This is a genomic window from Pantoea sp. S61 (genome assembly GCF_016625145.1).
GTDB classification, from domain to species: Bacteria; Pseudomonadota; Gammaproteobacteria; order Enterobacterales; family Enterobacteriaceae; genus Pantoea; species Pantoea rwandensis_B.
The window spans coordinates 547771-569290 of sequence record NZ_JACVUO010000002.1; the positions used below are offsets into that span (position 1 = coordinate 547771).

Sequence of the window (21520 nt, forward strand, 5' to 3'; positions counted from 1 at the left end):
TGACTAAAATGTGACTATCTTGATGTTACTACCGGAGGGACTTTGTTCATATTTGGATATCTTCGTGCTTCAACTCAGGAACAGGATGCGTTGCGTGCGAAAACGAGGCTCAAGGACTTTGCTCAATTACACAACCATCGCATAGCTGGCTGGTATGTTGAAAATGCTTCAGGTGCAGCATTGCACCGACCGGAGCTGATGAGACTGCTTCAGGATACAGAGCCAGGGGATGCGATACTTATAGAACAAGTGGATCGGCTTTCACGCCTGGATGACAATGGCTGGGCATCTTTGAAAAAGATGATTAATGAAAAATCACTTTCAATAATAAGCCTTGACCTTCCTACAAGTCACCTTGCCCTTTCCACATCATCAACAGATGACTTTACCAGTAGTATGCTTCGTGCAGTGAATAATATGATGCTGGACATGTTAGCAGCAATAGCCCGTAAGGATTATGAAGATCGACTCAGAAGACAGATGGAGGGAATTAAAAGCGCCAGGGAAAAGGGGAAATACAGGGGAAGGCTGGCAGACAAGGAAAAACATGAATTAATAAGAACGCTTCGTAAGGAAAATGGAAAGTCAATAAACGAAACGGCAAGACTTGCTGGCGTATCACGCATGACAGTTATCAGAGCATGTAAGGATTCAGATTAGTTTTTAATAAGCCACAGCCCTGATTGTGCTGTGGCGTTACGTCCTGAAGTAAGGAGTAAAAAATTCTATTCTGTTTCCTCACGAAAATAGACCTGTTTGATATACCGCCCCCGGCCATCACCATGCCCTAAATCCATCGACACTAATGCCTCGGCTTCATCACGACTCATTCCATTTTTAATGTGATGATTCACAGCATCGCGAGAGTAAGCATACCGTAAACTGTGCGGCGCATTTTTACCATACATTCCTGCCTCTCTTACAATATTACGGTAGCGTTCAATAGCGGTATGCAAAGAGGGTTTATCAATCAGTTTTCCATTATGTTCACTGACATAATTAATTGCCTTATCAAGAATTGATAAAACTTTTTCGCGATTAAAAACTGTCGTTTCCCTTGGACGTCCGCCTTTAGTCCCGAAAACAACACGGACACGCTCATGATTATTAATCAGTGCCTGCCTCCATGTCTTTAAAGACTTTGCAGACTGAACGGTTTCTTCTGTTCTCAATCCGAGATATCGGGAAAGTTGCACAGCAAGAGCAACGCCTTCATCTTTTCTTTGAGCAAAGCTGACCACCGCATTAAGTTTTTCGTCTGTAATAGGAAGTTTAGTTCCATCCCGGTTAGCACCAGAAATTCCGAGCGCCTGATTACTTAGGTTAGTGTGACTGGGATCGGCCAGTTTATTTCTTCCTGCTGACAATAAAACAGAACGGATAGCCGACATCTCATTCTGTAACGTCCTTAGAGACAAATTGTCTGCCTTCCTGCTCTCAATATACTTTTCAATATGGGAAGTTTTAATATGTTTTACGTCCCTGATCTGAATATTCAGTTCAGACAGTCGTTCAGAAAAACGTTCTGCAATTCTTGAACGGTCAGCCACCGTTTTATAACTTCCCCGCCCCTGACGGGCAAGAGTGACGAGTTGTTTGCACAGCTGTTTACTGAATCTGGACATTTCACCCTCTCCAAAGGCATACACGTCCCTCTGCTTGTAGAGAAGCAGACGGATCTGTAGACCAGCAATTCATTCCCCGACGACACGGTTGCTTTTGCGCTTCCTGCGTCTCGACTGGTATCTGTGCATCGGGGCGGCGAATTGTTGAGTTCTTGCGAGGCACCCCAGATCTCTGATCTGTTTGCTGCTTATGCAGAGCTGACTTACGTCAAGCTGCCTCCAACACTACTGCTCGTAGTGTCGCCATCGATACCGAGTCGATTTCCTCCTTACTGATAGTTGAACGTTCAGACGGCCTCCCGTCGTGCTTACGTTGATGTAAAAGTGATTTTAAAACCGTACTGATGCGGGCTACATGTTGGTCAGATTGTAATAAAACGTTGAAAACCACGTCGTACGTGGGTTGAGACGTTATGCGCTGCGCGCGTCACTTGGTAGTGTCTTCGCCACTTCACAAGTGACGCCGCGCAGCTTCGTGCTCCTAATGCAACGCCGTAAGCGGCCAAATGTACCAAATGGCCTTATCCGTCGATGCAAAAGTCGTACGAAACTCAGGGCGTATCCCTGACAAGAATCATAACGTAGTGAAAGATCAGAGCCTGATTCAGCTCCTTTGTAGACAATTCATCATCATAAAGACGTGAATCATTGATGTGATAGCCGGTCATTCTCAACCGGTAACCTTGACCAGATTATGGTTCCCGTTTTCAAAGGTTAAACGGGTTTCCCGCCCAAAGGCGTCCCTCTCAGGTTTTCGGGACTTTAGCTGGCAGTCACCCGAAGGCGCTTCTCTCAGACCGCTGAAGCATTAGCTGGTAACCGCCCGAAGGCACCCCTCTCAGGTTACTGGGGTTTTGGATGGTCGCCGTAGCGACGGTATACGCAATCAATCCTATCAATGTGTGGTTTTTGGGTCAACCGCTGCTGCTGCAATACAACTAATTTCAGGGAGGCTGTCATCAATAAATCTATATTCAGAAGAATAATCTTTATGGTCTTTCGACAAATAAAAAATTCTACCTGGATTTGCAACGACATTAATACGAGAATATTTGGTCGTAGCAACTGGAGTGATTATCCTAGTAATGAACTCATCAGGGATTTTTTTGTTTCTAAGATCGATATCGTAAAAACATCGTTGCTCTAACCCTAATCCGCTAGACCTAATACTTAGCGAAGTTATTTGATCTGGCATGCTAAAGAAAAATATTTGAGAAAGACATAACGCTACTAAACACTGAAGAAAAAAGCCAGGAGACTGATTACCTCTATAAGGAATGAAAACAGTTAAAAAAATTAGAAATTGAAACACACACAGAGACGCAATGGCTACACTATCTGGAATCCCCCTTAAAATTTCCTTATATAAAATGGAAAGCATGCCTACAGAAAATAACATTATAAAAACATTTGCAACACCAACTATGGATATTATTATAAATTCCTTTATCAGGCGTTTTTTATGTTCATTTATTAGCAAGGTGAAATGAACCATTAAAACACCAACTGGGAAAATAAGTGCTATTATAATTGAATAATTTATCAGTAGAGGCCACAGGGAAACAATAAGGTAAAATAACAGCATTTTTAAGTTTGTGCTTTTAACCAATTCGAACCATTGCTCGCCGGAAAATAAACTTACATATTTAACTTTAGCATTAACATTAAGAGGCAAAAGAATAGTAAATATCGCAATAATTATGGCGCACGACATTAAAAAAATAGATGAGAATGCAATAATAAGATTACTCTGGAGAAGATCAATAAATCTTACATGATGCTTTTTTGAAAAAATAAAAAGCTGAAAAGATCCTGAAACCAACAGAAAAAACACTAATACTGGAATTACCTTTGCAAGAACATCTATGAACGAAGAGCTTTTTCTTATTTTCAGAAAACCATTAAATTTACTACCTTCATAATTTTCCATAGTCCCTCCCTTAAAAATCGTCACACTAATAAAAAACTTTTTAAGTCTGGGGAATGTTATTTCCCATCCTTATTCACTACAATAAATCCAGAAGCAAAAGAATATTTATCGCGCCACCTCTATAGCTATATTAACTTGCGAAACTTTTAATACATGTTTAAATTTAAGATAACAGATTTATTCCAATAAGGCGATCTAAGTTAATTTTCATAATCTCTCTGAATTTTGAGACTCATAAATTATAGCCAACTTCATGTGGATAACGATTAACATTAAAGACGCTATGAGTCGCACAAAAAATCGGCTATAGTTGTATGGGATTGTATCCAGCTTAATCTCAATCTGGAGGGGGAAATGCATCAGGATCAGGAAGAACGGGCTTTACAGCGCGGAGCTCGCGCGGCGGTTCTATGGAAAAAACTGTGCTTGATTATTTTCGGGCTTGATCACCGCTGTGTCGTATGGGCACAACGGCATAATCTGCCAGTATGGAGTGGCCACATACCTATTATAAGCTTGGTGATAGCATCAGTGGTTATATGTGCAATTGGTGGATTCCTTTTAATAAGTGCAGTCTTTATCTGTTGGGCAGCTGCGCTTGTTTTTGGCTTCCTAAGAACTCCTGTACAAGTTGAGATAACAAACTGGGATGACCACAGAAAATCCAGCTATGAACGATTCTCCTGGGAAGCTGACAGACATAAAAACACGTATGATAAACATTCTTGGCATCAAGATGATTAGCCGGGAGAAAACCCGGCCAAAGAAGTTAAAGTCGTTTTGCTGCTTTCTGAGTTATTACGCTGCTAGCCGCACTGCCTAATTGGCTTCCTGCTGCTTTTGCATCCTGCGATCCAGATGATAGGGATTGCCCGAGTGTTTGACCAATACTCACCCCAGCCCATGAAAGCGCCCCCAGCCATACAGCAGGTAGTACGAGAAACATAGTGCCCATAACCAGATTCATAATCAGGTCATCGGTACTGTTCTGCAGCCCTGCCATATTAAAGCGGCTGTGAGTGTCTGAACTGTACAATGCGGTTAACAGCCAGCTGTCCAGCCATCGGGCCAATTCCCACCAGAACGTGAGGAAGTTCAGGGCGAACATCACAAAGGTCAGCGTAATAACGGTCTTGAACTCGTAAGCCGCAAACGCCAGGATCAGCGGTAACATGACGTAGACTGCCATCAGCAGGATGGCCTGCACCATCGGCAGCGCCTGCCGCATCGCATCGAACGCCGGGAACGCGGCCAGACTGCCCAGAGAAGCGCCGGCAACAGAGGCCACGCGCGCAGCTGCATTATCCAGGGTAAAATCGGCGTTACCGCCATAGCCGGCATACACATGCCCGGTCTGTGAAACTGTCAGGCTTTCAGGACTCACCAGACGACGGATGACGGCTTCCTGATAGTCACTGTCGTTAAAGCCTGACATTTTCATGGCGGCCGAGATACGCAGCCACATATCCGGATCGGCCTGGTCCTTCACGCGGGCTTTCAGACCGGTATCCGCACTGCTCCACCACTCGCTGCAGGTGGGATACCCGCCTCTTCCGGTATTGGGCCGGCCGCTGTCCCGGCTGTCGTTCCACGGGAACGCTGCCCGGGGCAGTTTCGACTGCAGCGAGGGATAGTACCGGCTCAGGAAGGTACTGCTGCCAATCCATTCGATATCACGCAGCGTGGTTTTATCCTTTGTCTGCCCCTGGTCCTGCTGCTTCCAGAGATAGAGCGCGACTGAGTAACAGTCGTTGGTGAAGTCCTGCAGCTCCTGCGCCAGCGCTTTGTTATCGATGCGCGTGTGCTGCACCTCAAAGCGGATTTGCCGCATGTCCGGCCGGCAGGGAATGGTCGCCACGGCCGCCTGGGTGACCCCCTTCGAGAGTTTATGAATCAGCACCCACCACACCGGTGCTGCAGCCGTCTGGTCGTTGAGACTGGAGACCACACCGGCATAGCCGCTTTCATCCGGCGCTTTCGGGGTCCAGACGCCACAGGTTTTAGCCCGGGTTGTATCATACTGCATTGTGCTGAGGCTGACGTTAATCAGCGGCACACAGCAGGCAATCATCACCAGGAACCCCGCATACAACGCATTCTCGATACGGGGCAGCGACAGCATCCCTTTGTTGCCTTCATCTTCCCCCTCTTCACGGACCTTCAGCCAGATCCCCACCACTTTAAACGCCAGCGGCAGAACAAATAAGCCGGTGCCAAGCAGGACGTTCCACAGGCCGTTATTGATCACCCAGCCGAGCAGTGTAAGAAAGTACTCAAGATAGCTGTTTGTTGTCATCGTCAGACTCCCGGACCGGTAAACATCGCGTACTCACACAACGCGATAAAAAGCACACTGACCACGCTGATGCGCAGCAGCGGCCACCGGTACTCTTCCCGAAAACCCGGCGCATGCCGGATTTTCCAGAGGCCCCACGCAACCAGCGCATACAGCGCCAGCCGCCATATCAGCCAGCCGTCGCGCGTCGACTGCATCCAGCTCCGGAATGCAGCAGCCTCCCCCGGGTGTTTCATGGCGGTGTCCGCCACCATCAGTGAGACCACCATGAACAGCGCCATGCAGGCCAGAAAGATGCCGGTGCGGGTCAGGGCTTTCCTGACAGTCATTTTATTGTGCATGCCTGTTCCCTCATTCGGCCTGTTTCGGCGTGGCCATCTGATTGAAGCGGCTGTCAGTATTGTCATCAGCCTGGGTCTGCGGGTTGGTTTCAACACGCTGATTTTCGCGCTCGATAATGGTCAGAACAGAGTTGCGGGACAGCTCGCGCTTCATCTCCATCTCGGTTTTGAGCGCCGCGATTTCACGGTCCAGCGACTCAATGCGCTCACCGGCAGCACCAATTGCTTTTGGCTGGGCGGCGGCATTGGGCTCTGACATGCCCGTGACCATCATGCGGCGCATCAGGAGGGCCGTTTCAACCGTGTCGGACATGGCCAGCTCGCCGGCAAGCCGGGCGGTCAGGGCCGCATTATCCGGATCACGCTGCAGGGCTTTAATCACACCGGCCGTCACCGGCAGCCCGCCGGTTTTCAGCTTCGCCAGATTCTCCGCCGTGGGCTTCTCTGTGCCGTTGACCAGTTTCACCAGCTGTTCCGCATTGGCTTTGGTTGCGTCTTCCAGCAGGGGCGCAAAGCCGGTGCCGGCAACGGTCGTCCCGGGCTGGTTCTCGGTGCTACCACTGGTGCATTCGCTGGCGTTGGCGCATGTGCGCATGGATTTGTCGCCCAGCACCTTGACGGTCATGGCAGCCGCCTCTTCCGCGCTACCAAACTTTGCACACGCACCGCCGTTACAGCTGCTTTCGCCTACCGTTGAATTTGCCGTAACCGGCAGACCGTTCATCATGTTGTAGCCGGCAGCGATCAGATCATGGGTGACCCGTATGGCGGGCTGGCCCGCGCCGCCGCGTTTTTCTCCCCCGATCCAGTTGTTGCCCGACGAACCGGTCACTTTTCGACCCGCCTCATCGGCCCGGATCGCATCAGCCTCGCCGCTGTTCACGATGGACTTGTACTCATCCATCATGGCCTGCTGCGTCCAGTTACTGCTGTCGCTGTAGTCCATCATCTTTTTCGCCATGTTCTGGCAGTTGAGCTGCGCCTTGTCGAATGACACATTGGCCTGAAGCACGCCGTTGGTGAGCATGTCATACAGCCCCGGGTTGGCCCGCTGAATGACCATCGCCGGCAGACTGGCCACCGCGCCGGTGGCCCCCTGAATCACGTCCCCCATCAGGTTTTTAAAGCCGGATGTGACGCCGTTGAGCTGGTTGCCGACGGTGGTTTTCAGGTCGAAATTGCCGCACATCATGTCACTGCTCCAGCCGGTGTTCAGCCCCAGCTTCTGCATATTCCCGCGCGTGGCCGGCTGGGAAATGACCGAGCCGCCCCCGAGGGTGTAGAACAGTTTGTCAGACACCGCACCATCGACGGACTTGCCGTAACCGATGGCGCTGTTGTTCACCTGCGGCAGGGACATGCCCAGGATGGTATTGTCATCATCGGCCGCGTGCGCGGCCGGGAGGACAGTCAGCAGGGAGCCGGTCAGCAGCAGGCTTACGCGAACGGCTGAAAATGAAGGTGATTTTTTCACGGTTTTCCTCATCAGATATCAGTGCTGCCCAGAAATTTCTGCCCGCGCTTTTTGCAGCAGCTATAGGGCTGCCAGAGCGCAAAGGCTTCATTGTTATCGCTCGCTGCGGTATAGCTCCCGTCCGGGAAGACGGCACATGACTGTGTCATGTGGGGGGCCAGCCGCTGCCATTTGTGATTGCGTATGCCGGTGTTTTCCGTGACCTCGCCCGGTGGCCAGTACCCGTCATGGCGGTTGCCTTTGAGCACCTGATAAACATGGGGCTGCCCGGCTCGGGTGATAATGTCTGCCACACGCTGCGCCACCACGGCAGAGGCTTTGTCATCATCGGTCTGGCTGATAAACCCCGAACGGGGATAGACGTTGCCCCACATGTTCGCCGCTGCCTGACTGCCGATTTCCCGCTGGCCGGGCACAAGCGCTTCCGGATACAGGGACTCCGGCACGCCCGTGCGCCAGGCCGCCGAATCCAGCGTACTCAGGAAGTAAGGCATTAACGGGGTGGCGGCGGTATCACAGGAGTAGCCCGGAATACTGCCGCCAATGAGGGACGTGGCCGGGTGACCAATCGCATCGGCATACTTGAAACGAACGGCGGACTTGCGCTGGCCGGGATTTTTCATGTCGGCCGGATTGGCTCCGCCGGCAGAAACACCGGAAAGCCCGCTGGTCACGGCACTCTCCAGCCCGCCGGCAGTCTGGCTGACAAACGCCATTTCCTGCCACGAATTGCCGCCCGGCGCGACATAGGTCGAAACGACTGTCTGGGGAATAAAGTGGGTGACCTTGACGGATGTGCGAACCTTGCAGCCAAAGGGGGTGCAGAACAGCCAGTAACAGATGCCGCTCACACGCCAGCTGATACAGTTTTGCGACACGGCGCTGGCAATAATCTGCGCAGTATTAAGTGCTGCGACAGCAGCCGGGGCGGTTGCCGTACCAAGCACCGTGGCAACCGCCAGCGAGCACAGCGTGGTTCTGATGCGGGAGGGTTTTGTCATCACTGGCCACCTCCCCGGTTACGCAGGGAAGTGGCCACGGCCACATCCGTGGTGCCGTACACCACATCTCGGTCATCAAACACCACCGCCGGCACTTTTTTAAGGCCCAGTTCCCAGGCCCGGACCACCTGGCGATAAGAATCGTTTAGTTGCAGCTGTTTTTGTTGCCAGGCAGGCGACGCCATAACCTGCCTGACCTGCGCCTCAGCCTGTTGCGGGTCTGCAGGCAGTTCCCCGAACATGTCGGCCTGCAACCGGTCGGGGCCATCAAGAAGCACCATCGGCACGTCCGGCGGCAGATTTGTTGGCAGATGCTGACTGTCGGTGAAGACGACCGTGCCGGCCAGTACGGATACCGGCAGCAGCGCCGGCAGGAAAACAAGAGAGGTCAGTTTCATGAATCGGGACTCCGTCAGACTGAATCGCCTGACAGCGTGCCCGTGGTCGCTCAGAAAAGCCGCATTAAATTCTATATCCAAAACTACAAATTAATCAGAGGGAATGATTTGCTAATGAGGTAGGTTCGAGAGTGTAATTTATGACTGAGAGGAGTAAATGGGTGGTACACATACTGATGTCAGGTAGGCAACTGATGTACATAACTTAAGCCAGGTCAGGCGTTTAAGTTATGTACATGTATTAAGGCTTTAAGATGGGGATGATTCATCAGGGCTGCCTTCGGAATCAGAACTGTTCACATCCACGGAGTAATTGAGAGTCTGAGCATTTTTTTTGCGCTTTTCGCGCATGTGTTCTGGAAGCTTCTTTTCCCAATTTTCTCCGAAGAGTGTTGGGTGATCGCTGATAGCATGAATAACCGCCAGCTCAAACCCCTTATCATATCCTTGCGGAGCAGGAATAATTTCATCACGAAACGATATTACGATCAGGGGATCGTTTTTCCAGGCTTCAACTCGCCCATGAAAAAAGCCAAGATACCAGTTTATGCCGGCATCATTTTTTGAGTCAGATGCCTTTACTCTACCCCAGAGTTTGTCATCGTCATGATCATAAATGAGAATACAATTCTCATCATTCCATTTTGCCTGGAGACGGACTGCGTAGCGCAAGATTGACTGCCCAGTTTTGACATTAACTTTAGAGATAACATCATAACCGTACTTAAAGTCTTCACTGGCTTTTACAAAATCTTCGCTAAACTCAGCCTTCGTAATAAACCTTTTCTCGATCCCCACGGTGCTTCCTGTCATCCTTAGTTCGTGTTGAACTCTGAGCAAACATTTTGCGCAACTGCTCAACCTTTTCATCGACAGTACCGTTTATCTGCATGGTACGGGCATGAAGATTCAGAATAGCTGCATTACGTTGTGGAGAGTGTTTCATAGGGAACCTCCGTTAATCTACTTATACAGTATAAACTGTGTGCAACCACAAATATAGCCCGATCATTTTTGCTAACTACGACGTTACCAAATGTCAGACTTGGCATAAAAAAACCGGCCCCAGCGGCCGGTATCAAAAAAAGCATCATTTCGTTATTATTATCAAGCCCCTGGTGAAGGCAAGTCTTGGTTTAAACGTCAAGCCCGTTAATCCACAGCATCAGATACACCAGGTCAGCCGAATCCGGCACCGTGATATACCAGCGCGGATGCGCGTACTCGTCCTCATGCGGCCAGCTCGTCTGTCCCGTCACGGTGATAAGGATGTTCACCGCCTGCTTCAGCTTGCCCTCAAGATAGATGGCCACGCTGCTACTGAGTCCCACCCGGTGCGGGTGACACGTCATCCTGACCGGCCCGGCCAGGCGCTGTCTTATCATTGCCCGCAGCCTCATAAGGTGCTGATGGGTCGCCGGGAGCACGCCGGGCTCCCCCTGAGGCGACAGGGTGAACAGGGCTGAGCCACTGTGCTCATGAATGGTGGGTTCAGGGTACTTCAGTGTCATCATACCGTAGCAGGCTCCTGTTGTTTCTCCGTCAGACCGCGCAGACGGTCCAGATTCAGTGCAACGCGTTTTGCCGCCTCCAGTTCGCTGCAGTTAAACTGATTCATCAGCGCGCGGCGTTCGGCTTTCTCTTCTTTTTCCGTCATACCCAGTGCCAGGAAAAGACTGGGCGGCACGGCACGAAACAGCGCCTCGATCCGTTTCGCCAGGACCACACCCTCTGTGTAACAGCCCGACAGTTTACTGGCGGACAGCAGCACCGATTCCTGCTCCGGCGTCAGCGCGCGGAAACGGCTGATATCTTTCACCTCCTCCGGGGGCATGGTCAGGCAAATCCACCATTCCGCCATGTTCAGCATTTTCTCGGCAATGTCCGGATAATCCTTAAGGTTCTGGGTGGCCATCCGGCAGGTCGCTCTCATCCACGGCCTGGGCGGCCAGGCCTTCTTCCACCAGTTTATGGGCGTCTGCAAACGGCGGCAGGCTGACACCGCTCCCGGGTCTGACGCTGATTTTGTTCACCGTCAGCCCGAGGCTGTCAAAGAAGTCGGCCAGCAGGCCGAACGAGTTCCCGGCCTCCGCAATAAACAGACGCGGACGGTGGACGGCCATCAGCTGGGAGAGCGCGGCACACAGCGTGGCCGACTTGCCCGCCCCGGTCGGGCCGAACAGCAGCAGATGCGCATTCTGGGTGCGGTCATGCTTGTTGAGCGGATCGAAGGTCAGGATATCCCCGCCGCGGTTGAAAAAGCTGAAGCCAGGGTGCCCCGTGCCGGTTTCCCGCCCGGTCACCGGCAGGAGACCGGCTAGGTGCTGAACCCAGGTCAGACGGGTGTACCAGTGTTTTTTGTCACTGTCCGGGTTAAAGCACATCGGCAGCGCCCGCAGCCAGCTGTTCAGCGGCCCCTCTTCGAACTCCGGGCGGACCGGCTGCAGGCCGGCCCCGAGCAGCACGGTCGACAGCGCCAGCCGTTTACGCTTCAGGCTGGTCATGTCATCACCGCGCAGCAGGAAAGTGATCCCCGCCCGGTACAGCTTGTGCCGGTTGCCCAGGTACTCCTTGACCGTCTTCACATCCTGGCGGACGCGACCCGATTCGGTATTTTCCCCGACCGCATTTTTCGACAGCCGGTTAAACTGCTCTTCAAGCCGGTCCTGGGGCTGGACCACCACCGTCATGCACACCAGCGTCCCTTCCGGAAACATATCCATCAGGGCATTAATTTTCTTTTCACCCCGGCTTTTCTCCCCGGTCAGCGTGCCCGGCTCCGGCGGTGTACGCAGTTTTTCCACCGACACCGCGCAGTGCGGCTTGTTGTCAATCCACCACACGCCGTTTTCCGGGTCGGAGACCGGCGGCGTGAACCACAGGGTTTCGGCAAAATCATTGCTCACCGGCACGGTGCCTTCGGGCGTCTCACGCGGATCTGCGTAGGCCGCCTGACGATAAAGGGTGGTCTTCTCCACCCAGTCCGGTGACGGATTGAACAGCCGCAGCAGCCAGCCATGCACCTGCAGGCCGTTCTGCCGGGTGCAGCGGATCCCCGCTCCGCCCAGGGCATTCACGACCCGGTCGCACACCTGGTTGAGCATCGCCACCGGCGGCATCGGATCCCGGTTTTTCCCCAGCCAGCGATAAATCACCATCCGGGTGCGGCGCTGCTGCCCGCGCCAGGGCTGGCCGGTAATCAGCGAATCGGTGAAAAGTCCCTCGGGCCGGGAGATACTGCGGATATGACGCTCCATCTCACCCAGCCAGGCGTCGGTAAATGCCGTGCGCTGCGCATGCGGTCTGACATACCCGCGCAGCCTGTCGAGGTACGCGTCAGTGTCGTCCTCGTCCTGGCAGAAGAACTGCACCACCCAGGGATTCACGTCATGTTCATCAAAGCTGTCCTGAAGCGCATCCTCCACCGAGTCACGGATCTGCTCCAGACGGTCTTCCGTCCGCCCTTCGGTGGCCACCGGCGTCACATCATAGACCGCCCCCACCGACACGCCGTCATCGAGCAGGAGACACTGCTCTTCATCGAGAAACTCCGCCCACGGAAGGAAGTCAATGATCGAGGGATTTGCATGATAAATTTTTGCCTCATCCTGGTGGGACATTTTCCCGGGACGCGTCAGGGGCTGACGGCCCTTCACGCCCGTGTTCAGGCTCTCATCGGCCTGACTGGACTGAGCGTCATCAACCGGCGACGGCCGGGCAGGCGAGAGGGTGCGCGAAAACAGTGAAAACATTACAGGGCCTCCGTGCGCTCGCCAGGCATGGCATACTGCGTCTGGCTGTAGAACGGAAACACGGTGCTGTACCCCGGCACCGGCGTGTTACCGTCGGCCAGATGGGGATACAGGTACATCACCATGTCAGGGTTGGGCAGCCGGGGAAACTGCTGCGAAATTTCACTCTCCTGAGTCCGGCTGTAGCTGCGGTCGGCCTGCGCGTCCGCCTGCGTTTCGCTGCCTGTCAGCGGACGGCGCAGCGTGTCCCGGGCCTCTGCTGACTGGCGGGCGGTACTGCCGCCACCGTCCGCGCCGTTCCACAGTTCAAGCATGGTGTTATCGCCCGCCGGCAGCATTTCCTCCTTGGAGGTTGAGCAGCCGCTGAGCACTGAACAGGCCAGAGCCAGAATGAAAACCGTTCTGTACATTACCGGTATCTCCTTTGTGAGGCGGCAGGTTCATAGCCGCTACAGATAAAAACAAATGCACTGACATTCAGCAGGTGCGCCAGCTCCTGCAGGGACATATAAGGGCAGTGAAGCCGGCGCGAAAGTTTCGGGCTGTACCACGACACGGCACAGTCGCAGGCACTGAGCGGCAGGGAAAAACGGCCGGTATCCAGTAAAAGCCGGCCCCGCTGCCAGCGCAGTGAGGGTAGACGGGCAGACAGCAGCGCCACCGGACGCAGTTGCAGGACGGCCGACGGCGAGGGCCGCACGTCAATGTGCCAGCCCGTGCCATCGCTGAACGTCCGGCACACGGCTGACATTGGCAAGAGCGTCATGTGTCCCGTCATGGCCGTCACTCAGTCCAGTCCGCCGCTGTCGCTGACGCCACCCGGCAGGGTGAAGTCGTAGCGCACCCTGCGGCCCTTATCTTCATAATCGATGGCCAGCTGACGGGTGATATGCACCGCGAGACGGGCCCCCGGCGGCACATAAATGGCATCAAACGTCATCCCGTACCGCTGCTTGATCCAGTCCGTGGTCTCCGACATGCCGCCGGAAATGGCCTTGCCCAGCGCCGCCTGTCCGGCGTCGCCGGTCATAGTGGAGGAAATCCCGTTAACGTTGTTCTGCGTGGTGTACTGGCCCTGACTCAGGGCATCCCCCGCCGCACCGGCCGCTGACAGGCCAAAGATGGTCGGCAGATAGGTGGAGGCGTTGGACTTACGTTCGCCCCCGATACATGGGATCCCGTTTTCATCCGAAATCCAGCCGATACCGCCACCGGTGCCGGTATCCTGTTTGGCCTGACTGTTGTTGTTCTGCCCGCCGCTGTTAACGGCCTCAGGTTTCGGGAGGGTGCGCACCGTACCGTCGGAAAAGACAAACGTGACGCTGGTCACCTGGCCGCGCACGCAGGACAGCGTCCAGTCACCGCTGGCCGTCCCGGAAACGATGGCCCCTTCAACGTCCGGCAGCTCGATACCGTTTGCCGTCAGGTTATCCTTACCGATAAGCACCTTGAACGGGTAAGGATCGGTCACGGTCCCGTTGATCGGTACACGCCCCAGCAGCGCCGTCATGGCGCGGCTGCCGACCAGCGTTGAGTTTTCCGGCAGGGTGTACACCGGCTCGGCGCTCTCTTCCGCCCCTTTCTCATTCGTGTGCCCCTTCACTTTCTGCTCATAGGCTGCTTTCTGGCGGGTCAGTTCATTGTCACCCAGAAACGAGGTCGGGAACTGAGGTGAAGCCTTGCCGCTGGCCGCATCACGCGGATCCGTCTCTTTCTGGTCCGTCGGCGTGACCCACATCATGCCGTCACTGCCCTGAGACGCGGTCCCGCCGGTGCTGCTGCCCATACCGTCCAGCCCCAGCCCCAGCGGGATATCGCTGTCTGCCGCCTTTTTCTCAGTACCGGGGTGTTGCAGCTTGTCGGTCAGACTCTGGATCTTCGCCGTCAGGCTGAGCTGCTCATCCTGCAGCTGTGCCTGGCGTTTGTCGTACTGCTCGCGCAGACCGTTCACGGCCTCATTCACCTGCCCTGACACGTCCTGGTTGCGCTTGCGCAGGCGCTCGTTCTCCTTTACTAACTCAGCATTCTGTTTATCCAGCGTTTTCTGACGGTCGCGTACATCGTTCAGCCGCCCGATGAGCGTGCGCAGCGTGTCCTCCGGGGTGTCACCTTCCACGCCCAGCGCCTTCAGCTCATCCGGCGAGAGGTTTTGCAGGGCACCGCCGCTTTGTTTTGCCTGCGGTTGCTCTGCCGGTTCGTTTTTGCAGCTTTTGAGCCCCACGGCCAGCCCGGCAATCACCACGGCCGGCACGATAATCTTCACCAGGGCATTGGATTTAATCTGCATGGCGGGCCTCCTGTTTTACGGCACGGGCCGCTTTGCGCAGCGCAGACGGTTCAGCAATAAATGCGCTCTCCGGACGTCCGGCGGTCACCACATACACCGTGGTGGTGTCTTCCGGCGTGCCGGCAGGACCGACCCAGCGGTGCTGGAAGGTGGCGGACACAAACTGTCCCTGCAGCGCACGCGGATCCAGAACGACCTTACGGCCGCCGGTGTTGGTGAGCCTGAGGGCCACCACGCTGCGGTTCGCCACCCCCCATGCCGCCAGCGGCGTGACCGTCACCGGTTCAGAGGGATACAGCGTGCTGACACGTCGGGGCAGATGCGGGTTGACCGGGTGAATACCGGGCACCGCCTCGACCGTACGGGCCGGCCCATAAAGGCTCTGGGCGGCATAGCGGGTCAGCAGCACCGGAATGGGGGCGCTGTAGCGGATTTTTTTACGCCTGGCCTGCGTGCCGTCATCGCTGCCGGTCGGGGCCGGTGAGCCTTCTCCGGAAGCAGCCCGGTCTGCACCACCTGACTGACCGGCCGCATCAGACGCCTGGCTCAGCGTGCTGACATCACCGCTGTAGACCAGCCGGACCGGTTCGGTCGGCCCTTTTTCACCGGCGGCGATATCAAACAGCAGAACCTCGCCGCTTTCCACATCCTGCAGCTGCACCCGCGTCTGCGGGAAGGCGCTGTCGGCTTTCAGGTAGACGGCCCCGCCGGTGCTCTGCACCCGGAGTTTGCCGTTAAGCGCCGGCGGAAAACCCACGCGAACGTTTTTGTCCACAAAGACCACCCGCTCCTGCCCCACCTTCAGGGGGATCTGCAGCGGAATACGCTCCCATTTCATCAGCTCATCTGCGCCGACAGGACGTGATACCAGTATCGCCAGGGGCAGCAGGGCGAGGGACAGCGCCATCAGCCCGGCGCGGGCGTGGGGATTTTTACTCATCACTGAAACACTCCTGACTTCTCCGGTTTGGGTGCAGGCGGTGCCGCTTCCAGACGCTGGGGCACACCGGCATAACAGTCCAGCGCCAGACCGAACGGGTTGCGCTCCGCATCCCCTTCCCAGCGCACCACTTTCATGGGATAACGCACCAGGGCGCGTTTGACCGGCTCGGCGTGAAAATATTCGTCGGCCACCACGTCCAGGCGGGCAATCCAGTGATCGCGATCCTGTACGGTCACACTCTGTGACTGGTAACCGCGGCCGGGCAGTTCATACACCACGCGCACGCGGTCGGTGAGTTCGCCGGCGTCACCGCGTTTCTTCGCGTCCGCTTTCAGGAAATCCTGACAGGACGGCGTCAGATACGGCGACAGCGCATTGATTTTGGCGGAATAGTCCACCTCGCCATTTTTCGGCCAGGCATTCAGTTGCTGGAAGATATAGAAGGCGAAAGAGTAAACGGTCGGGGGTGGCACCTCCCACCAGGGTCGCGTGCTGCCGGAGCGTAAATCCGGTGGGTTATGCACGGTCAGCTTGCTGGGTGCCAGCATCCAGCCGGCACAGGTGAATAAAAGGAAAAAGGCGAGCACGGCGCAGGCGATGCGCAGCGTCTGAATATGCTGGTCGCGGTCTTTTACCGCATGGCGAAAACGGCTCATGAGGCTCTCCTGTTACGTTTCACTGACCAGCCCCGGGCATCCACAATCAGTTTCGGATTACCCATTCCCAGCCGGCGCTTTTTGGTCTCCAGTCGCTGCCAGAGCCAGTTCTCGGGCTTACCGCGCTTGAGCCTGGCCATCCAGCGGCCGCCAGACCAGATCAGCAGCAGCGGCATGACCAGCAGGCCGGTGGGAACAACAACCCAGCCGGCCAGCGGGATAAACGGCAGTGACAGGAGCAGACCCACTCCCGCGCCGGCAAGGGCTGCCAGCCCCATCTCATGGGTGGTAAACCCGCGAAACACCACGGGTTCACTGTTGAGACGGTCAGGGAGAAAACGAATGGTCTGCATCGTCGTGGACTCCTACAGCAGAATGTCGGCAGACTTGCCGACCAGCCAGATAACGGTAATCAGCAGCACCACACCCACCACGATAATGGAGCCAAATTTGGTCCAGGTGGCCCGCTCGTTACGGACTTCGGTAAACGTGTGCAGGGCGGCAATGGCGACGTTGATAAAGGCAACCGCCGCCACGACCAGCCCGCCGATGACAAGGCCATCCTGAATGTAACCCTTGATTTGTCCGGACAGGCCGCTTCCGCCGCCCGAGGTGGGGGGTTCAACCTGCGGTAAATCAGCAAAGGCCGGTTTGCAGGTGAGCCAGCCCAGAATAGCCAGCGTACCGGCGCGGGTCAGCGCACGGCGGCCAAGACGGCGCAGGCGGGCAACAACAGACTCAGATTGGTGCATGAAATGTATCTCCTGAAATGATTTGAATGCGTTAACTGGCGAACATCCAGATACACGCGAGCAACAGCAGCACGACGCGGATAACAAAGCGCCCCAGCGCCGCATCCCGCACTTTGGTGTTACTCCAGCCGGTCCAGACATCCGACAGCCCCCACGCGGCCCACAGAAAAAGAAACGCTATCAGTGCCCCGATGCTGAGCAGATTAAGAATGCTCAGGTCAAGGCTGCCGGAGCCGGCCTTAAACGCGTTGGTTTGCTCGGGTGTCATGGGCATCAGGGCCGCTCCCGCCGGTAATTACCGGCCACAAAAGACGGGTCACGCGGTTGCGCGCGGGAGGGCTCCAGATAGCGGTCGATACCGCTGCGGATGGTGTTGAGATCGGATGTGGCCTGACGGTAATCAAAGAAAAAGCGGCCACGGTCAGCCGGGTCAGCCTGTGCTGCCGCCACGCGGGCCCGCTCAAGCGACGCCTGCACCTGGTCCAGCTGACGCTGAACAGACGCAAGCTCGTCTTTCTCGGATGCCTGTGCAGCAGCTGATGCCAGACAGGTCAGCAATACCAGGACGGTGATGCCCGGGACACGACGGTTGTGCCGCATAGCCGGACGATTTGAGTTCATACGCACCTCCAGAAGGATTAAGGGGTGCGGACAGGATGCGGAAGGAGAAAGGACGGGTCAGCGATAAACCCTAAACAGGTTTTTTAAAATTAATCGATAAGGCGGCCCGGGTCGGATTTATTCATCATATTCGGCAGCGACCCAGGTGCTTCCCCCTTTTGATGTCGTCACGGTTGTGACCAGAAAGATATGTCCTTCAAGGCCTTTTTCTGAAAAATCGATCCCGCCGTCTTTAGGGGTATAACGTCTCGTTCCATCCCCCTGGCGGAACGCTGACAGCCTGTAACGCTGCGAATTATCAAGAGACGTCATATAACAGACAAGATGGCCGGCCGTGGATTTATTGGACCATATTTTGAAATCCAGCCGGGCCTGCCATGTTCCCTCGGGTATATTTTTCCAGTCATATTCTTTAGGTTCGAAGCCTTCCCGTAATGCCATGTCGTAGGTCAGGCCTCTCTTTACCTCTTCAGCCATACTCTGTTTCCCCTTTTATTCATTCAGCTCTAGACGTAATAAAAGCAGACCCGATGTGACACAGCAAGTTATCCGGGGATAAGCTGTATTATGCTGTTTATAATTCAGACGTCTGATAAGGGAGTGCAGGAGCATGAGTGAAACGAATGGTCTCAGAATAGCCCTGTCGCCGGTGCAGCTGGCAGCCACACTTTCAGAAAAAAGTATCAGCGAAGGCGAAACGCTCAGCAACCGTTTATGGGGCGGACTGGGTCTGGCAGGCGGCGTGGTGGAAATGTTCGGTGCCGGTGTGATGTGCGTGGTTCCGGAGCCCACAATGTTAACCAAAGCAGGGTGTGTTGTTGTCGGCACGCACAGTCTTGATACCGTCCAGGCTTCATTTCGCCAGATATGGAGCGGCAGACAGATAAATACAGACACCTACAACTCAGCGGTTCTGCTGGCAGAATCGCTGGGAGCCGATCGCGATACGGCGTTAAAAGTTGGCATGACAGTGGATCTTGCCATTCCGGTTGGTTTCTCCGTGGCAGTGGGAGCTGTACGTGTCGTTGCCGTCAGATCAGGGAGAATAAAACTGGCGGAACATGAATCAGTTACCGGTCAGCACCCGGGCGGGCATACTATCGAAAGGCATATCGGTAAAACACCTGAAGAGCTTGCTGCCAGACTTCAGCGAAGGCCGATGCTGCCTGCGACCAGCTCATTCAGAAACCTTGACGAGGCTGAAATTCTCACGACAAAAGTGCTGAGAGCCCATAAAAATGAGATAGAAATGTTCGTCAAATTTCAGCCCAAAGGCACCCCATGGCGGAAGAAGATATCCATGCAATTCACACAGCCTACCGGGATTGTGATGAAAAGAGGAAGCTCAGAAGTCAGAAACTGTTACCGTGTTGAGGTGTGGCTGGAGCTTACTGAGTACAACGGTAAGCCTTATTTTATACTGACGTCGATGCCCCTGGAGTGAATGATGAAACAGCGTGATAAATCACTGGAGCTCGATAATCTGGTCTGTAATTATTTCGGACATGATTACGACCTGATTGATGACAGTGAGGCATTCCAGCCCAAAATTGACGCCTATAACCGGCAGTCGGGAAAGGCGATGCAGATGGCGCTTCTCGAAGACATTGACGATTTTCTGGCTCTGGGGGATACGCTGAATGTGGCCTTCAGTAAAAGATATGGCGTGTATTTCGATCCGTTGCTGTGGGGCATCACCCCCCATGATTTCCTAGTTCTGGTCAGGGAGCAGGTACACATCGCTTTAGCACACCCTCAAAAAAACTGACGCGCCAGTAACGGTTGTTTCATGGCTTGTCTGCTGACGGCAGGCGCGCAAAACACGTTTTGCGCGCCTCCGTCCAGCCCTGATTTAAAGATAATGGTATGAGCACCTCCTAGTTCCGGGAACAGGCGATATTTCCCTAAGTGGCAGTCCGCTTTATGCCAAAAGCGGTCGCCCATACCACAGTATAAATCGTTAGCTAAATATTTAACCGGGTTACTAAATCCACATAAATATCCCACACCCTATATTTCAGGAGCCCTTATGGAAATTAAAAAGCCGACACTCTGGTCGGCTTACCTTTTACAAATTTACGATAATCGAATTACTGCCTTATTTATATTTTCCCATTTCAAAGGCAGAAACCAGGTCTACACGCTGCCAGAAAGACTGTTCAGCATTATCACCCGAGAGAGGATATCCTGACGGAATGAGGCTTTTAGCCAGCAATTCGCGACGCTGATGCGCGCTAAGATGAGGCAATGCAGTTTCCAGTAAAACTTCAGCGCCATCTTGAACTGCTACCTTTTGGGAACTTTCTTTAAGCTTTGGCAGGTTGTATGTCATTGTAAAGTTGTAGAAGGTCTTCATCTCAGGCGAGAGATACTTATCATCTTTCCCAGCAGACTTTGCACACTCAGCCAGCGATGTACCACATTCTTTTTCAAGAGCGGTACGCATCTGGTCACGAGCTTCGTTAAACAATGCACGATATTTAGGGTCGTTGAGGTAATGAGCAACATTACGTTGCGCAACCATGCGTGAACCCATGATATCTAATGGATAATGCACGCCAAGAACGATACGTGAGAAACCGTAACGTGCTCCGCGAGTCACCAGCGCCTCGAAACGTTCTGGAAGCATTTCAGCAAGCAGCAATGCGTTAGTGACGCCAGTGTTAGTATGGCCGCTTGGGAAAGAACCAGCCCCTGAGCTATATGGCTTACCGTCTTTCACTATTACGTCGTCAGGCACCAGATGGATAGTGTTGCCATCAATAAGGAAAGGACGTGGGTTATTAAAGTGGTCTTTAGCTGCGCCGGTGCTAACCTCTGACGCCTTGATCAGTGCAGCGGCCTTACCTAACTCACCTTTGTCATATGCAGTTAAGAATGCTTTCCCTAAACGTGGTCCGAGTGCATCAGCAGCCCAATAAAGCAGGTTCTGGTTCTCAGCATCGGCCAGAGCCTGATGACGTTCACCTGCTGTAGCATCGCGGTTGATTTGGGTCACTGTGGCGAGGTTTGCTTTAATAACGTTATCTGGCAGCTCACGGAAGCTTGAAAGCAGAGCGATTCCGGCCTGTTGATTATCTTTGACCTTGAAGTCATAACCACTGGCCTTGAGCCATGCGCTATCGGCCTGATACGTCTGCTTTACATGCTTGATCTGATCACGAGTCAGACTGGCAGCATCACCCTGCAAAAAGTGGCGCTCAGCCTTAACCACATCCGCCTCAAGAGCGTTAAATGTTGCACTGGATGATGCAGGAGTCGTCATGGTTGCAATCTGACCAGCTTCCGCAACCGTAGTTGCGTGAACCTGTTGTGCGATTAGCAGAGAAGCGCAAATAACTGTAAGTCTGAATTTCATGTTTTATCCTGAATTAATACAAAGAGGGTACAAACAGCCCTCAGATAGAGGTATTGATTTAACGATTAGCCCACTCATCTCCCGCT

The 21520-nt window shown here is 54.1% G+C and carries 25 protein-coding genes and 1 pseudogene; 4 read left to right on the forward strand and 22 right to left on the reverse strand.

All coding sequences use genetic code 11. The annotated features are described in order from the left end of the window. Positions 1-42 precede the first annotated feature (42 nt). Entirely contained in the window at positions 43-660 is a 618-nt protein-coding gene (locus IAE30_RS07925; protein WP_200679040.1) for a recombinase family protein, read from the forward strand. A gap of 65 nt (positions 661-725) precedes the next feature. Here IAE30_RS07925 and IAE30_RS07930 read toward each other — a convergent pair whose 3' ends face one another. Together IAE30_RS07930 and IAE30_RS07935 are read right to left on the reverse strand one after the other, a co-directional pair. Continuing rightward, positions 726-1625 (reverse strand): integrase domain-containing protein, encoded by a 900-nt coding sequence (locus IAE30_RS07930; RefSeq protein WP_200679042.1) that lies wholly within the window; start codon positions 1623-1625, stop codon positions 726-728. A gap of 895 nt (positions 1626-2520) precedes the next feature. Further along, positions 2521-3555, reverse strand: a complete 1035-nt coding sequence (locus IAE30_RS07935; RefSeq protein ID WP_200679044.1) for a hypothetical protein — start codon at positions 3553-3555, stop codon at positions 2521-2523. Between the two features lie 354 nt (positions 3556-3909). Here IAE30_RS07935 and IAE30_RS07940 point away from each other — a divergent pair, with 354 nt between their 5' ends. Beyond that, complete coding sequence (locus IAE30_RS07940) at positions 3910-4299, forward strand: hypothetical protein (protein WP_200679046.1); 390 nt, start codon at positions 3910-3912, stop codon at positions 4297-4299. Positions 4300-4324: 25 nt separating this feature from the next. Here IAE30_RS07940 and IAE30_RS07945 read toward each other — a convergent pair whose 3' ends face one another. The 19 genes and pseudogenes from IAE30_RS07945 to IAE30_RS08035 form a co-directional block, all read right to left on the reverse strand. After that, positions 4325-5851 carry a conjugal transfer protein TraG N-terminal domain-containing protein gene (locus IAE30_RS07945; RefSeq protein WP_200679048.1) on the reverse strand — a complete coding sequence of 509 codons (1527 nt, stop codon included), beginning with the start codon at positions 5849-5851 and terminating at the stop codon, positions 4325-4327. Between the two features lie 2 nt (positions 5852-5853). Beyond that, the gene (locus tag IAE30_RS07950) at positions 5854-6192 is read right to left on the reverse strand and encodes a hypothetical protein (RefSeq protein WP_200679050.1); all 339 of its coding nucleotides are present in this window, start codon (positions 6190-6192) and stop codon (positions 5854-5856) included. A gap of 10 nt (positions 6193-6202) precedes the next feature. Continuing rightward, positions 6203-7678, reverse strand: a complete 1476-nt coding sequence (locus IAE30_RS07955) for an integrating conjugative element protein (protein ID WP_200679052.1) — start codon at positions 7676-7678, stop codon at positions 6203-6205. Beyond that, entirely contained in the window at positions 7678-8667 is a 990-nt protein-coding gene (locus tag IAE30_RS07960; RefSeq protein WP_200679054.1) for a TIGR03756 family integrating conjugative element protein, read from the reverse strand. The genes IAE30_RS07955 and IAE30_RS07960 overlap by 1 nt, the downstream gene beginning before the upstream one ends. After that, entirely contained in the window at positions 8667-9065 is a 399-nt protein-coding gene (locus IAE30_RS07965) for a TIGR03757 family integrating conjugative element protein (protein ID WP_200679056.1), read from the reverse strand. The genes IAE30_RS07960 and IAE30_RS07965 overlap by 1 nt, the downstream gene beginning before the upstream one ends. A gap of 249 nt (positions 9066-9314) precedes the next feature. Further along, on the reverse strand, positions 9315-9863 hold the full coding sequence (locus IAE30_RS07970; protein ID WP_200679058.1) for a hypothetical protein: 549 nt from the start codon (positions 9861-9863) through the stop codon (positions 9315-9317). Beyond that, positions 9829-10011: a hypothetical protein gene (locus IAE30_RS07975; RefSeq protein WP_004115527.1), complete on the reverse strand. Its 183-nt coding sequence runs from the start codon at positions 10009-10011 to the stop codon at positions 9829-9831. Before IAE30_RS07975 ends, IAE30_RS07970 begins: the two co-directional genes overlap by 35 nt. 190 nt (positions 10012-10201) lie before the next feature. Then, on the reverse strand, positions 10202-10579 hold the full coding sequence (locus IAE30_RS07980) for an acetyltransferase (RefSeq protein WP_200679060.1): 378 nt from the start codon (positions 10577-10579) through the stop codon (positions 10202-10204). Further along, a pseudogene (locus tag IAE30_RS07985) lies at positions 10576-12817 on the reverse strand (conjugative transfer ATPase). The gene IAE30_RS07980 and the pseudogene IAE30_RS07985 overlap by 4 nt, the downstream one beginning before the upstream one ends. After that, the gene (locus IAE30_RS07990) at positions 12817-13227 is read right to left on the reverse strand and encodes a TIGR03751 family conjugal transfer lipoprotein (protein WP_147199750.1); all 411 of its coding nucleotides are present in this window, start codon (positions 13225-13227) and stop codon (positions 12817-12819) included. The pseudogene IAE30_RS07985 and the gene IAE30_RS07990 overlap by 1 nt, the downstream one beginning before the upstream one ends. Beyond that, a complete protein-coding gene (locus IAE30_RS07995) occupies positions 13227-13583 on the reverse strand; it encodes a hypothetical protein (protein ID WP_234472686.1) in 357 nt (118 codons plus the stop codon). The genes IAE30_RS07990 and IAE30_RS07995 overlap by 1 nt, the downstream gene beginning before the upstream one ends. Positions 13584-13604: 21 nt before the next feature. Then, positions 13605-15104: a TIGR03752 family integrating conjugative element protein gene (locus IAE30_RS08000; protein ID WP_200679064.1), complete on the reverse strand. Its 1500-nt coding sequence runs from the start codon at positions 15102-15104 to the stop codon at positions 13605-13607. Next, positions 15094-16044 carry a TIGR03749 family integrating conjugative element protein gene (locus IAE30_RS08005; RefSeq protein ID WP_200679066.1) on the reverse strand — a complete coding sequence of 317 codons (951 nt, stop codon included), beginning with the start codon at positions 16042-16044 and terminating at the stop codon, positions 15094-15096. The genes IAE30_RS08000 and IAE30_RS08005 overlap by 11 nt, the downstream gene beginning before the upstream one ends. Continuing rightward, positions 16044-16703 carry a PFL_4703 family integrating conjugative element protein gene (locus IAE30_RS08010; protein WP_200679068.1) on the reverse strand — a complete coding sequence of 220 codons (660 nt, stop codon included), beginning with the start codon at positions 16701-16703 and terminating at the stop codon, positions 16044-16046. The genes IAE30_RS08005 and IAE30_RS08010 overlap by 1 nt, the downstream gene beginning before the upstream one ends. Then, entirely contained in the window at positions 16700-17056 is a 357-nt protein-coding gene (locus IAE30_RS08015; RefSeq protein ID WP_200679070.1) for a TIGR03750 family conjugal transfer protein, read from the reverse strand. Before IAE30_RS08015 ends, IAE30_RS08010 begins: the two co-directional genes overlap by 4 nt. A gap of 12 nt (positions 17057-17068) precedes the next feature. Beyond that, complete coding sequence (locus IAE30_RS08020) at positions 17069-17455, reverse strand: TIGR03745 family integrating conjugative element membrane protein (RefSeq protein ID WP_200679072.1); 387 nt, start codon at positions 17453-17455, stop codon at positions 17069-17071. A gap of 31 nt (positions 17456-17486) precedes the next feature. After that, a complete protein-coding gene (locus IAE30_RS08025; protein ID WP_031592991.1) occupies positions 17487-17729 on the reverse strand; it encodes a TIGR03758 family integrating conjugative element protein in 243 nt (80 codons plus the stop codon). Then, positions 17729-18076 carry an RAQPRD family integrative conjugative element protein gene (locus IAE30_RS08030; protein ID WP_200679074.1) on the reverse strand — a complete coding sequence of 116 codons (348 nt, stop codon included), beginning with the start codon at positions 18074-18076 and terminating at the stop codon, positions 17729-17731. Before IAE30_RS08030 ends, IAE30_RS08025 begins: the two co-directional genes overlap by 1 nt. 117 nt (positions 18077-18193) lie before the next feature. After that, positions 18194-18553 carry a hypothetical protein gene (locus tag IAE30_RS08035; RefSeq protein WP_200679076.1) on the reverse strand — a complete coding sequence of 120 codons (360 nt, stop codon included), beginning with the start codon at positions 18551-18553 and terminating at the stop codon, positions 18194-18196. Positions 18554-18686: 133 nt separating this feature from the next. On the opposite strand from IAE30_RS08035, the gene IAE30_RS08040 reads away from it, so the two are divergent. After that, positions 18687-19520: an RNase A-like domain-containing protein gene (locus IAE30_RS08040; protein ID WP_187800993.1), complete on the forward strand. Its 834-nt coding sequence runs from the start codon at positions 18687-18689 to the stop codon at positions 19518-19520. Next, positions 19521-19844 (forward strand): contact-dependent growth inhibition system immunity protein, encoded by a 324-nt coding sequence (locus IAE30_RS08045; protein WP_234472687.1) that lies wholly within the window; start codon positions 19521-19523, stop codon positions 19842-19844. It abuts the gene before it with no gap. 330 nt (positions 19845-20174) lie between these two features. On the opposite strand, the gene IAE30_RS08050 is transcribed toward IAE30_RS08045, so the two are convergent. Continuing rightward, positions 20175-21434 carry a phosphatase PAP2 family protein gene (locus IAE30_RS08050; RefSeq protein WP_200538984.1) on the reverse strand — a complete coding sequence of 420 codons (1260 nt, stop codon included), beginning with the start codon at positions 21432-21434 and terminating at the stop codon, positions 20175-20177. Positions 21435-21520 lie beyond the last annotated feature (86 nt).

Bases quoted from the DNA above. Each gene is read 5' to 3' on its own strand.
- IAE30_RS07980 (WP_200679060.1), bottom strand. From the start codon at position 10,579: ATGATGACACTGAAGTACCCTGAACCCACCATTCATGAGCACAGTGGC.
- IAE30_RS07940 (WP_200679046.1), top strand. From the start codon at position 3,910: ATGCATCAGGATCAGGAAGAACGGGCTTTACAGCGCGGAGCTCGCGCG.
- IAE30_RS08040 (WP_187800993.1), top strand. From the start codon at position 18,687: ATGAGTGAAACGAATGGTCTCAGAATAGCCCTGTCGCCGGTGCAGCTG.
- IAE30_RS08005 (WP_200679066.1), bottom strand. From the start codon at position 16,044: ATGAGTAAAAATCCCCACGCCCGCGCCGGGCTGATGGCGCTGTCCCTC.
- IAE30_RS07950 (WP_200679050.1), bottom strand. From the start codon at position 6,192: ATGCACAATAAAATGACTGTCAGGAAAGCCCTGACCCGCACCGGCATC.
- IAE30_RS07930 (WP_200679042.1), bottom strand. From the start codon at position 1,625: ATGTCCAGATTCAGTAAACAGCTGTGCAAACAACTCGTCACTCTTGCC.
- IAE30_RS08015 (WP_200679070.1), bottom strand. From the start codon at position 17,056: ATGCAGACCATTCGTTTTCTCCCTGACCGTCTCAACAGTGAACCCGTG.
- IAE30_RS07955 (WP_200679052.1), bottom strand. From the start codon at position 7,678: ATGAGGAAAACCGTGAAAAAATCACCTTCATTTTCAGCCGTTCGCGTA.
- IAE30_RS08025 (WP_031592991.1), bottom strand. From the start codon at position 17,729: ATGCCCATGACACCCGAGCAAACCAACGCGTTTAAGGCCGGCTCCGGC.
- IAE30_RS07960 (WP_200679054.1), bottom strand. From the start codon at position 8,667: ATGACAAAACCCTCCCGCATCAGAACCACGCTGTGCTCGCTGGCGGTT.
- IAE30_RS07995 (WP_234472686.1), bottom strand. From the start codon at position 13,583: ATGACGCTCTTGCCAATGTCAGCCGTGTGCCGGACGTTCAGCGATGGC.
- IAE30_RS07975 (WP_004115527.1), bottom strand. From the start codon at position 10,011: ATGAAACACTCTCCACAACGTAATGCAGCTATTCTGAATCTTCATGCC.
- IAE30_RS08030 (WP_200679074.1), bottom strand. From the start codon at position 18,076: ATGAACTCAAATCGTCCGGCTATGCGGCACAACCGTCGTGTCCCGGGC.
- IAE30_RS08050 (WP_200538984.1), bottom strand. From the start codon at position 21,434: ATGAAATTCAGACTTACAGTTATTTGCGCTTCTCTGCTAATCGCACAA.
- IAE30_RS07935 (WP_200679044.1), bottom strand. From the start codon at position 3,555: ATGGAAAATTATGAAGGTAGTAAATTTAATGGTTTTCTGAAAATAAGA.
- IAE30_RS08000 (WP_200679064.1), bottom strand. From the start codon at position 15,104: ATGCAGATTAAATCCAATGCCCTGGTGAAGATTATCGTGCCGGCCGTG.
- IAE30_RS07945 (WP_200679048.1), bottom strand. From the start codon at position 5,851: ATGACAACAAACAGCTATCTTGAGTACTTTCTTACACTGCTCGGCTGG.
- IAE30_RS07990 (WP_147199750.1), bottom strand. From the start codon at position 13,227: ATGTACAGAACGGTTTTCATTCTGGCTCTGGCCTGTTCAGTGCTCAGC.
- IAE30_RS08010 (WP_200679068.1), bottom strand. From the start codon at position 16,703: ATGAGCCGTTTTCGCCATGCGGTAAAAGACCGCGACCAGCATATTCAG.
- IAE30_RS08020 (WP_200679072.1), bottom strand. From the start codon at position 17,455: ATGCACCAATCTGAGTCTGTTGTTGCCCGCCTGCGCCGTCTTGGCCGC.
- IAE30_RS08045 (WP_234472687.1), top strand. From the start codon at position 19,521: ATGATGAAACAGCGTGATAAATCACTGGAGCTCGATAATCTGGTCTGT.
- IAE30_RS08035 (WP_200679076.1), bottom strand. From the start codon at position 18,553: ATGGCTGAAGAGGTAAAGAGAGGCCTGACCTACGACATGGCATTACGG.
- IAE30_RS07965 (WP_200679056.1), bottom strand. From the start codon at position 9,065: ATGAAACTGACCTCTCTTGTTTTCCTGCCGGCGCTGCTGCCGGTATCC.